The 9,446-nt window shown below is 73.7% G+C and carries 8 protein-coding genes and 2 tRNA genes; 3 read left to right on the top strand and 7 right to left on the bottom strand.

Going from position 1 to position 9,446, the window contains the following annotated elements; translation table 11 throughout:
* Window positions 1–82: 82 nt before the first annotated feature.
* From DZG00_RS08460 to DZG00_RS08445, 4 genes are all read right to left on the bottom strand, one after another.
* On the bottom strand, window positions 83–2,275 hold the full coding sequence (locus DZG00_RS08460) for an acyltransferase family protein (RefSeq protein ID WP_119455530.1): 2,193 nt from the start codon (window positions 2,273–2,275) through the stop codon (window positions 83–85).
* A gap of 252 nt (window positions 2,276–2,527) precedes the next feature.
* Window positions 2,528–2,601 (bottom strand) — tRNA-Ile (locus DZG00_RS08455).
* A gap of 11 nt (window positions 2,602–2,612) precedes the next feature.
* The gene (locus DZG00_RS08450) at window positions 2,613–3,872 is read right to left on the bottom strand and encodes a glycosyltransferase (RefSeq protein ID WP_119382431.1); all 1,260 of its coding nucleotides are present in this window, start codon (window positions 3,870–3,872) and stop codon (window positions 2,613–2,615) included.
* Between the two features lie 172 nt (window positions 3,873–4,044).
* On the bottom strand, window positions 4,045–4,956 hold the full coding sequence (locus DZG00_RS08445; protein WP_119382432.1) for a DMT family transporter: 912 nt from the start codon (window positions 4,954–4,956) through the stop codon (window positions 4,045–4,047).
* Window positions 4,957–4,995: 39 nt separating this feature from the next.
* On the opposite strand from DZG00_RS08445, the gene def reads away from it, so the two are divergent.
* From def to DZG00_RS08430, 3 genes are all read left to right on the top strand, one after another.
* Complete coding sequence (gene def, locus DZG00_RS08440; protein WP_119382433.1) at window positions 4,996–5,562, top strand: peptide deformylase; 567 nt, start codon at window positions 4,996–4,998, stop codon at window positions 5,560–5,562.
* A gap of 86 nt (window positions 5,563–5,648) precedes the next feature.
* Window positions 5,649–5,721: transfer RNA gene (locus DZG00_RS08435), tRNA-Asn, on the top strand.
* A 104-nt stretch (window positions 5,722–5,825) separates the two neighbouring features.
* Window positions 5,826–6,191, top strand: coding sequence for a hypothetical protein (locus DZG00_RS08430; protein WP_119455529.1), 366 nt, complete (start codon window positions 5,826–5,828; stop codon window positions 6,189–6,191).
* Between the two features lie 21 nt (window positions 6,192–6,212).
* Here the strand turns inward: DZG00_RS08430 and DZG00_RS08425 are convergent, their stop codons facing one another.
* The 3 genes from DZG00_RS08425 to DZG00_RS08415 all read right to left on the bottom strand — a co-directional run bounded on the left by DZG00_RS08425 (window position 6,213) and on the right by DZG00_RS08415 (window position 9,302).
* Entirely contained in the window at window positions 6,213–7,241 is a 1,029-nt protein-coding gene (locus DZG00_RS08425) for a lactonase family protein (protein ID WP_119382852.1), read from the bottom strand.
* Window positions 7,242–7,305: 64 nt separating this feature from the next.
* Window positions 7,306–8,211, bottom strand: coding sequence for a D-isomer specific 2-hydroxyacid dehydrogenase family protein (locus DZG00_RS08420; RefSeq protein WP_119382853.1), 906 nt, complete (start codon window positions 8,209–8,211; stop codon window positions 7,306–7,308).
* A gap of 110 nt (window positions 8,212–8,321) precedes the next feature.
* Window positions 8,322–9,302: an ABC transporter ATP-binding protein gene (locus DZG00_RS08415; RefSeq protein WP_119382851.1), complete on the bottom strand. Its 981-nt coding sequence runs from the start codon at window positions 9,300–9,302 to the stop codon at window positions 8,322–8,324.
* Window positions 9,303–9,446: the final 144 nt, after the last annotated feature.

Genomic DNA, 9,446 nt, shown 5'->3' with positions numbered 1-9,446 from the left:
GCGACGGAGCCCGGCCGCGCAGGGCGCGACCGGGCTCGTGGACGTGCGGGGACGGCGACCGCGTCGGGCGGTCGCGGCGGGATCAGGCCGGCACGCCCGCCAGCGCCTCGTCCAGCATCTGCCGGAACGCGGGCGTGATCACGGAGGCGTACTGCGGCGTGGTGTGCACGCTGTCGCGCTTCGTGGGCGTGCTCCCGACGAAGGACGGGCAGCGCTCCTCCCAGCAGAACAGCGAGGAGGTGTCGAGGTACGCGATGCCGAGCGCGGCGGCCGCGTCGGCCTGCGCGCGGTCCCCCACCTTCCAGGCGCCGGGGATCGACGCCTGGCAGTCGGCGGGCGTCGAGACCTTGGTGGCGCACGTCTCGAGCGGCTGGCCGACGGGCGGGGACGAGACGAGCACGACCTTCCCGACGCTGTCGCGCACCTGCCCGATCGTGCTCTGCACGCCCCCGGACCACTCGGCCACCGCGTCGTCGCCGGTCGCCTTCGACGCGAGCTTCAGGATCTGGCCGTAGCTGTTGCTGACGAACAGGATCTCCGGCTTCTCCTCCTGGATCGCCGCGATGGCCTCCGCGCGGAACTCCAGGCAGCCGCCCTTGGTCGAGGCGTCCGGGAAGTCCCACTCGACGTCCATGACGGCGCAGCCTGCGTAGGTGAGGCCGCGGATGTGGTGCGTCGCCTCGAACAGCGCCCGCACGGTCGGCAGCAGCGTGATCCCGGTCGAGTCGCCGAGGACCATGATCGTGGGCTTCCGGCTGTCGCCGAAGGAGCAGGAGCGCGGGTTGTCCACGTCGGTGCGGCCGCAGCCCTGGCCGTCCTCGACGGGGACGGCGGACTTCTCCAGGCCGTCGATGGCGGGGTCGAGCGCCGGCCAGCTGGTGGCGGCGAGGGCGTCGCGGATCTGCCCCTGCAGCGCCCCGAGGTCTCCGCCCGCGAGCTCGGCGGTCTCGACGGGGTCCTCCTCGCCGGGCGCGGCCGGACCGGTGGCGATCCGCGACGCGTCCTGGATCTCCTGCTGCCGGACGACGGCGAGGCTGATGAACGTGACGGTGAGGAGCGCGGCGGTCCCGAGGGCGGCGACCTTCGTGCCGGTCGACGCCCCGAAGCCCTTCTGGCGCCTCGACCGCTTCTTCTTGCGGCGCGCGGCGGCACCGGGCTCCAGCCAGTGCGAGCGGCGGATCGGGTCCTCGAGGCCGTGGTACGAGAGCACCGACAGGCCGAGGGTGAGCACCAGCACGATGACCGGGTAGCCGAGGTCCGCGGTGTCGGCGACGGCCGCGAGGATCACGATGACCGGGAAGTGCCACAGGTAGAGCGAGTACGAGATGTCGCCGAGGTAGCGCGACACGGGGTTGGTGAGGGGCCAGAGGAAGCGCTGGGCGCCGCCCGTGCCTCCCGCGATGACGAGCGCGGCGCCGACGACGGGGATCGCGGATCCGGGTGCCGGGATGGGCGACTCGCTGCTCAGCGCGAACAGCCCGTAGGCGATCACGGCGAGGCCGGCCCACGCGATGACGGGACGCGCGGCGTCCGGGATGCGACGCAGCAGCGGCGTGGCGACGGCGAGCAGCGCGCCGATGCCGAGCTCCCACGCGCGGGAGAGCGTGGAGAAGTAGGCGACGGCCGCGTTGCCCGCGGTGTCGGCCATGGCCCAGGCGAACGAGCCGACCGTGACGACGAGGAGGATCGCGGTGAGGATCCCCCGGTAGCGGCCGGGCCCGCGGAAGCGCAGCGAGAGCGCGAGGCCCAGCGTGAGGAGGATCGGCCAGACGACGTAGAACTGCTCCTCCACGCCGAGCGACCAGTAGTGCTGGACGGGCGAGACGGCGCTGTCGGCGGCCCAGTAGTCGGTGTCTGTCGCGGCGAAGCGCCAGTTGGCGACGAAGAAGAACGCGGCGACGCTGTCCCACGCGATGGCGGACGCGCGACCGGCGAGGAACACCATCCAGCTCGCGAGGACCGTGACGAGGAGCACGGCGGTCGAGGCCGGGAGGATGCGCTTGACGCGCTTGCGGTAGAAGTCGGCGAACGAGATCCGGCCGAGCTTGTCATGCTGGCGCAGCAGCAGCGACGTGATGATGAAGCCCGAGATCACGAAGAAGACGTCGACGCCGAGGAACCCGCCGGACGGCCATGCGAGCAGGTGGTCGAGGATCACGGCGATCACGGCGAGGGCGCGCAGGCCCTGGATGTCGCCGCGGAACGACCTCGTGCTGGAGCCCTCCGGGGCGACCGTCGTGGGTCGGCTCGGGCGGCTGGTGCGGGTGCTGGTCATCGTGTCCTCGCGTGGGGCGGCCCCGACGCGCGTGACGACGCCTCGTCGGCGGATGGCCGGTGGCGGTCGACGGTCGCCCTCGGGCCCCCGCGACCGGGGATATTTCCGCTCCCATGGTAATCCAGGGGACATCCCCATGGCGGTCGCGGCGGCACCGTGCTATTGGGAACGTGCACCCCAATCCGAGGGGCGAGGGTCGGTGCGAGCCGGCGCGTAGCGCTCGTCGCAGCACGAGGCCGGGCTGTGCAGGAGTAGGGCGGACGGGACTTGAACCCGTGACCGGCGGATTATGAGTCCGATGCTCTGACCAGCTGAGCTACCGCCCCGAGCGGCGTACTTAGGCGGCGCCTGAGCCGTCCGTGCGTCCGCGTGCCTCGTCCGTGACCGGTGCGGCCACGGACTCGCCACGATACAGGCTCTCGAACGTCGAGATCGTGCGCTCGATGTCGTGCGTCGCGACCACCGCGAGGCTCTCGCGCTTCATGCGCTGCAGCTCCTCCTCGGGCAGCTCGAGGACCCGGCGCAGCTTCGTCGCGAGGTCGTCGACGTCGCCGGGGCGGAACAGGTAGCCGTTCTCACCGTCGTGCACGAGGTGCGGCAGGGCCATCGCGTCTGCGGCCACGACGGGGAGCGCGGAGGCCATCGCCTCCATCGTGACGATGGACTGCAGCTCGGCGATGCTCGGCATCGCGAGCACGGTGGCGCGCGTGTAGGCGCGGCGCAGCTCCTCGTCGGAGACGTAGCCCGTGAATGTGGTGCGGTCGGCTATGCCGAGGTCGGCGGCGAGCTTCTCGAGCGCGGTCTTCTGGTCTCCCCCGCCGACGATCTCGAGCTCCGCGTCGAGCGACGCGGGCAGGAGCGCGAAGGCGCGGAGCAGCACGTCGATCTGCTTCTCCCCCGTCACCCGGCCGACGAACACGATGCGGTTGCGGGTGCGCGGGGTGAAGTCCGGCGTGTAGTTGGAGGCGTCGATCCCGCACGAGATGGGGATCACGCCCGTGAGGCCCGTGTACTTCTCGAGGAACTGGGCGGCCCGGCGCGTGGGCGTCGTGACGGCCTCGGCGCGCCCGAAGGTGCGGCGCGCGGCCTTCCACGCCATCGAGATGGCCTTGTCCTGCCACGCCACCGGCAGGAGCGTGTGCTGGAGCATGTTCTCCGGCATGAAGTGGTTGGTGCCGATGATGCGGATGCCGCGCTTCTCGGCCTCGATGCTGAGGCCGCGGCCCGTGAGGATGTGCGACTGGAAGTGCACGACGTCGGGCTGGACGGCGTCCAGGATGCGCGCGGAGTCCTGGTTGATCGACCACGGCTGGGCGAAGCGCAGCCAGTCGTGGGGGTACCAGCGGTAGCTGCGGAGGCGGTGCGCCGTCATCTCCTGGCCGTCGTGGACCTCGGTCCACGTGCCGTGCTTGCGACTCGCTGCGGGGGCGACGATGTGCACCTCGTGACCGCGTCGGACCAGCCCGCCCGCGAGGCGCTCGGCGAAGCGCGCTGCCCCGTTCACGTCCGGCGGGAACGTGTCCGCGCCGATGAGGATGCGCAGCGGTCGACCGGGGGTCGCCGGCTCGCGCGGGGTCTGCCCTGAGGTGTTCGGCAAGAAGTGTCTCTCCAGTGGTGTCGGCGTCCGGCGCGCGTCACGTGGATCCGGGTGGCGCGGGCCGGGTGTCGCAGAGCAACGTATCGCACGGGCCCCGGGACGGCCCGACGGCGCACCGTGGTCGCGGGAGCGGCGCCCGCGACGGCCGTCGGCGCGGTGGCCGGCGGATCCGTCAGGACGCGTGCGGGTGGTGCTTGGCGAGCTGGAACACGCCGGCGACCGCGACGGCGCCCGCGACGAGGAACGCCACGCCGGCGTAGAGCGGAGCGTCCGCGGCCTCGCCGAGGACCGTGACGCCGATGCACACGGCGACGAGCGGGTCGACGACCGTGAGGCCCGCGATGACGAGGTCGGGCGGTCCCGACGAGTACGCCGTCTGCACGAAGTACGCGCCGAGGAGCGTCGCGGCGATGAGGGCCACGATGCAGACGGCCGTGAGCACGTCGAAGTCGCCGGTCGTCAGGCGGTTGATGACGACCTTGGCGAGCGTCGCCACGAAGCCGTAGAGCACGCCCGCGCTGATGATGTAGAAGATCGCGCGCACGTGCCGCCGGAAGTAGAGGAAGAGGCCGCCGAGCAGCACCAGCACGATGCCGAGGATCACCAGGATCGTGATGAGCTCGGGCGTGCGGATGGGCGTCTCCTTCGCGAAGACCGCGGCGAACACCACGAAGAGGCCGACGCCGCCGATGCACAGCGCGACCGCCCGCTTGGCCTTGAGGTCGAGCCGCTTCCCCGTGGCCCGGGAGTTGAGGATGGCCGTCACGACGAGCGCGACCGCGCCGAGCGGCTGCACGACGATGAGCGGCGCGAGGCGCAGGCTCGCGAGCTGGAAGACGATGGCGAGGCCGAGCATCACGGTGCCGGCGACCCACGACGGGCGGCCGAGCAGCGCGCCGAGCTGGCGGAGGCTGAGACCCGCTGTGCTCTTCTTCCCGCGCGCCTCCATCTTCGCCACGCCCTGCGACTGCAGCTGCGCGCCCAGGGACAGGAACACGGCGCCCACGAGCGCGATCGGGATCCCGAGCGCCTGGTACGGGGTCAACGAGGCGGCCTGGAGGACGGGGCTGGCGTCGAAGGGCACGCCCCGACCCTACCCGGCGGCCCGCCTATCATCGGCAGCATGGCCGTCCTCCCCATCCGGATCACCGGAGACCCCGTCCTGCACGCTCCGGCCCGCGAGGTGGAGGTGTTCGACGACGACCTGCGGACCCTCGTGGCCGACATGTACGACACCATGGACGAGGCCCCCGGCGTGGGCCTCGCGGCGCCCCAGGTGGGCGTGCCGCTGCGCGTGTTCGTGTACTCCTACGAGACCGACGAGGGCGAGCCGCTGCGGGGCGTCGCCGTGAACCCGGACCTCTTCATCACCCCCGTGCCGGTGCGCGAGGCCGACGAGGACACCGAGGAGGAGGGCTGCCTGTCGTTCCCGGGCGAGCGGTTCCCGCTCGTGCGCGCCGACCGGGCGATCCTCCGGGCGGTCGACCTCGACGGGCGGCCGTTCGAGATCGAGGCGGCGGGCTGGTTCGCGCGCATCCTGCAGCACGAGTTCGACCACCTCGACGGCCTGCTCTACACCGACCGTCTCGCGCACGAGCACCGGAAGCCGGTGGCGAAGGTGATCCGCAAGAGCGGCTGGGGCGTGCCCGGGCAGTCGTGGCTGCCGGGGCGCGACCACCTGGAGGACTGAGGTCCGGACCTGCTCGGGCGTCCGGGCGTCCGGGTGAGCGGAGCGGGCCAGAATCTTTGCTACGCTTTCCAGGTTGCTCCACGTGATCCTCGATAGCTCAATTGGCAGAGCAGCCGGCTGTTAACCGGCAGGTTGTTGGTTCGAGTCCAACTCGGGGAGCGAAGGCCTCGCGGCTCCACCCGCGGGGCCTTTTACTTTGCCCTGCGAGCCCGCGCCCGGCTCCGATCCCGCCGATCCTCCGCCGTGCCCGGTAGCGTCGCGACATGGGGATGTTCCAGGTCGTGGTCGCCCGTCCGAACGACGCGGACCGGCTGTGGCCTCTGCTCGACGAGGACCTCCGGGCGCGCGACCCCTCAGGTGACGATCCGGTCGCCGACGCGATCCGCTCCCATCCGGACGACGGCCCCGCCGACACGCTGCCCGTCCTCGAGGCCAGGCGCGAGCGCATCGTGCGGCTCGTGTCGGATCCCGAGCGCCCCGTGCTGATCGCCTACTCCGGGATCCGCGCGGTCGGCTTCGCGCTGATGGACCGCAACGGGGTCGGCGGCCGGGCCTTCACCTCGGCGGGATGGCGCGGCCTCGGGGTCGAGGAGGAGATCCGCGCGGCCGCTCCCCTGCTCCTGCGCTGAGCGGCTCGGGACGGCGGCCTGCTACCCGGCGGGCAGCAGGCAGGTCGGGCTCGGCACCGCGATCACGGCGGGACCCGCTGCGGGCAGGCCCGTCGCCGGGTCGAGCCGGAAGGAGGCGACCGTGCCGGATCCCTGGTTCGCCACGTGCAGCCGGTCGTCGACGACCACGTGGTGCCGGGGCGTCTCGCCGCCGCAGTCGAACGCGGCGACGGGCGCGAGCGCGCCGTCGGCGGCGATGCCGACCACGGCGATCCGGTCGGAACCGCGGAGGCCGACGTAGGCGAGCCGCTCGTCCGCGGAGACGCGCACCTCGGCGGCGGAGTCCCGGGCGTCGGGCTCGGCTGCGCACGACGTGGACGCGGTGACGCGCCAGGAGGCGCCGCTCCCCTCGAGCGCGTGCAGGGTGCCGTCGAGCTCGCCCACCAGGAGCACGCGACCGGACGACAGGAGGGCCATGTGCCGCGGCCCGGTGCCCGGCGGGAGCGCGAGGGCGCCGATGCGGTCGAGCCGGCCGTCGCGGAGCGCGTGGGCGTGGACGGTGTCGGTGCCGAGGTCGGCGCTGAGCACGACGCCGCCGCCGACGTGCAGCGTGCTGTGGGCGTGGGGCCCGTCCTGCTGCGGGCGGGGGCCGGATCCCTCGCTGGAGAGCAGCTGCACGGCCTCTCCGAGGGTGCCGTCGTCCGCGATCGGGTGCACGGCGATCACGCCGTCGCCGTAGTGCGACGTGAGGAGCAGGCCGCCCACGACGTGCAGGTGGCAGGGCCCGGATCCGCCGCTCGGCTGGCCGCCCGCCCACTGGAGCGAGCCGCCGGGTCCCCGGCGGAACGCCTCCACGCGGTCGGCGGCCTCGCCCACCGCGTAGACCATGTCGCCGTGCGCGAGGAGGAACGACGGCGACGGCGTCTCGACCGCGGTGCCGACGACCGCGATGTCGCCCGTGATGGGGTCGACCGCGAGACCCGTGATGCCGATGCCCGATCCGCCGGAGTCGGCGGTGTAGCCGCCCGCCCACATCGAGACCTCGGGCACTGCGGCTTCCTCGGGCGTCATCACGTCGCTCACCCTACGGGGCGCGGCCGACACGGCGGGGGCGCCGCTCGGCGCCCCCTCGGGTTCAGTAGCCCGACGACGGCTCGACGATGCCGACGAAGTCGCCCGTGCTGATGAAGCCTTGCGTGTTGAGGCGGATCCGCTCGGCCAGCAGCGGCCTCACCATGTCCGGCGTGTCCGCGGTGTGCGGTGTGACGATGCAGCGCGGCTCGGAGAACAGCGGGTGGCCGTCGGGAAGCGGTTCGGGCGACGTGACGTCGAGGCCCGCGCCGTGGATCGCGCCCGAGCGGAGCGCGTCGAGCAGGGCGTCGGGGTCGATGAGCGCGCCACGGGCGATGTTGACGAGGACGGCGGTGTCCTTCATGGCCGCGAGCTGCGCGGCGCCGATGAGACCGGCGGTGTCGTCGGTGCTGGCCGCGGCGAGCATGACGACGTCGGCGCCCGGGAGCACCTCGTCGAGGCGGTCGGCGGTGACGGTGCGGTCGGCGCCCTCGACCGGGTCGCCGCTCCGGCGGACGACCGTGACGGTGCAGTCGAAGGGGGCGAGCAGCCGGATGTACTCCAGCGCGATGCCGCCGGCGCCGACCACGACGACCTCGGAGCGGTAGAGCGAGAGGCCCGCGGAGGATCCCCACGAGGTCGCCCGCGCGCGCTCCGGCAGCTGGCGCAGCGTGGCGAGGGTGAGCGCGAGCGCGTGCTCGGCGACGGGCTCCGAGTAGGCGCCCTTCGCGCTCGTCCAGACGAGGTCGGGCCGGTCGCACTCGCGGAGCGTGTCGGCGAACGCGTCGACGCCCGCGAACGGCAGCTGCACCCACTGGACCTGCGGGTTGGCGGCGAGCGTGTCGGTGAGCTCGGCGGCGCGGCGGATGGAGAGCCAGACGATGCCGCGGGTCTCCTCCGACAGCTCGGCGACCTCGCCCCCGCCCGCCCGGACCGCCTCCAGGTAGGCGTCCTCCGTGCGCGGCAGCATGGCGATCGGGCCGGGCGTGGGACGCACGTCGCCCGTGAGGCGGTGCGGCGTGGCGCCGTCGACCGCGCGGTGGACGCGGCGGGGTGCGGGCGTGGATGCGGTGGTGTCGGTCATATGCGGGGCCTCCGGGGGTGCGGGACGCGGGCGGGCGGTTCAGGGGATCGGAGCACGACGGCGGGGTCGGCGGCGTCGGGCTCGGCGGGATCCGGCTCGTGCCGGGCGGGTTCGTGCTCGGCGGCATCGCGGTCGGCGGCCGTGCGCGACTGCGCGAGCCCCTGCACGTACGGGTGCGTGGGATCCGCCAGCACGTCGTCGATCGCGCCGTAGCCCACGAGCGTGCCCCGGTGCAGGACGGCGAGGCGGTCGGTGAGGCGCTCGACGACCGCGAGGTCGTGGCTGACCACGAGGGCCGAGAAGCCGCCGCGGGACTGCAGGTCGCGCAGCAGGTCGAGCACGGCGACGCGGCTCATGACGTCCACCCCCGACGTCGGCTCGTCGGCGATGAGGAGGCGGGGACCCAGCACGAGCGCCCGGGCGAGGGCGACGCGCTGGCGCTGGCCGCTCGAGAGCTCGTGCGGGTACCTGTCCTGCGTGCCGGGCGGCAGGTCGAGCGCCGTCAGGAGCGTGACGACCCGGCGCGCGGCCACCTGGCTGTCGAAGCGGCGGTCGCGGGAGAATATCGGCTCGGCGATGGCCTCGCTCGCCGTGAGCTGCGGGTGCAGCGTGGTGCCGGCGTCCTGCGGCACGTAGCCGATGCCGTACGTGGTGCGCGTGCGCGCGCGGCGGCCCATGCGGCGGAGGCCCTGCCCGAGGACGGAGGCGTCGCCACCCGTGATCCGCGGCACGGCGGCCCCCTCGTCGCCCGACGGCACGAGGCCCGCGAGCACGCGTGCGAGGGACGACTTGCCGGACCCGCTCGCCCCGACCACGCCCAGCACCTCGCCCGGGAGGATGCGGAGCGTGATCCCGTCGACGGCCGGCGGCGTCTCCGCACCGCGCCGCGCCGGGTACGCCAGCCGCAGGTCGCGGGCGTCCAGCACGGGCTCGACGGGCCCGCCCTCCGCGTCGGCGTCTCGGGGGGTGTGCGTCATGCGCTGCTCCGTCCTCGGCGTGGGCGTGGGCGTGCGGCCGGCGGTCCGCCGGCCGCACCACGTGTGCGGGTTCCGACCCATCATGCCCGGGGTCGGCCGGGCCCCGCTCGGAGCCCCTAGCCCGCGGGCCGCTCGGCGGCCCGG

This window comes from Clavibacter lycopersici (assembly GCF_003576405.1).
Classification (GTDB): Bacteria; Actinomycetota; Actinomycetes; order Actinomycetales; family Microbacteriaceae; genus Clavibacter; species Clavibacter lycopersici.
This window is presented reverse-complemented; position numbering and strand designations above follow the sequence as displayed.

What these genes read in the sequence shown, in the direction of transcription:
- DZG00_RS08460 (WP_119455530.1), bottom strand. Translation starts at nt 2,275, where the DNA reads ATGACCAGCACCCGCACCAGCCGCCCGAGCCGACCCACGACGGTCGCC.
- def (WP_119382433.1), top strand. Translation starts at nt 4,996, where the DNA reads ATGGCCGTCCTCCCCATCCGGATCACCGGAGACCCCGTCCTGCACGCT.
- DZG00_RS08430 (WP_119455529.1), top strand. Translation starts at nt 5,826, where the DNA reads ATGGGGATGTTCCAGGTCGTGGTCGCCCGTCCGAACGACGCGGACCGG.
- DZG00_RS08425 (WP_119382852.1), bottom strand. Translation starts at nt 7,241, where the DNA reads ATGACGCCCGAGGAAGCCGCAGTGCCCGAGGTCTCGATGTGGGCGGGC.
- DZG00_RS08420 (WP_119382853.1), bottom strand. Translation starts at nt 8,211, where the DNA reads ATGCTGCCGCGCACGGAGGACGCCTACCTGGAGGCGGTCCGGGCGGGC.
- DZG00_RS08415 (WP_119382851.1), bottom strand. Translation starts at nt 9,302, where the DNA reads ATGACGCACACCCCCCGAGACGCCGACGCGGAGGGCGGGCCCGTCGAG.